The 574-nt window shown below is 49.7% G+C and carries 1 protein-coding gene; it reads right to left on the reverse strand.

What is annotated here, in order from left to right:
* Nucleotides 1-134 precede the first annotated feature (134 nt).
* On the reverse strand, nucleotides 135-574 hold a 440-nt coding region (locus ACDP63_RS25135), incomplete at its 5' end, for a hypothetical protein (protein ID WP_409928885.1).

Raw genomic sequence — 574 nt, forward strand, 5'->3', positions numbered from 1 at the left:
GCAGTCTATCTCTAGCAGTCAACTGAATTTCAAGCCCTTTTGATGGCGCGTGATCAAAATTTGTATTGACGACAGTGACGAGCCCATGGGGTCGCCTAGACAGAGCCATCATCCCCTATACCCACAGCAAAGTATTAGAAGAAGCGATGAAGCAGGCTGCTGTTGAGGTGGTCGGTCGGGAAATTCCCTTGGAAGCAAAGGCTCTGGGGCTGGACCATGATAGCTGGAAGGATGACCCTGTTTATGTTCGACTGGATTTCCAGACATGCCGAGAGACGGAACGCTGTGAGGGATACCTGACGAGACTCAAGGAGTGGGAGAATACTACCAGAAGAGAAGTGGTTCCTTTCAACATCCTCTAAGAGAAGATAAGAAAGAAGAGAATTAAGAAGGAGGAGAATACACGAGGAGATTATCCATGCTTCTTCTTCTTCTTCTTCCCTTCCTTCCCCTTCCCCTTCCCCTTCCCCATGGCTCTGTTGCACAAATCCTGTGAGGGATTCATCTTGTGAATCCAGTATGGTAGCTGGAGGGCATGAGCAGACCCACACCCCCCGCATACAAGACCAGGAAC

This window comes from Paracoccus sp. P2 (assembly GCF_046335115.1).
GTDB classification, from domain to species: domain Bacteria; phylum Pseudomonadota; class Alphaproteobacteria; order Rhodobacterales; family Rhodobacteraceae; genus Paracoccus; species Paracoccus pantotrophus.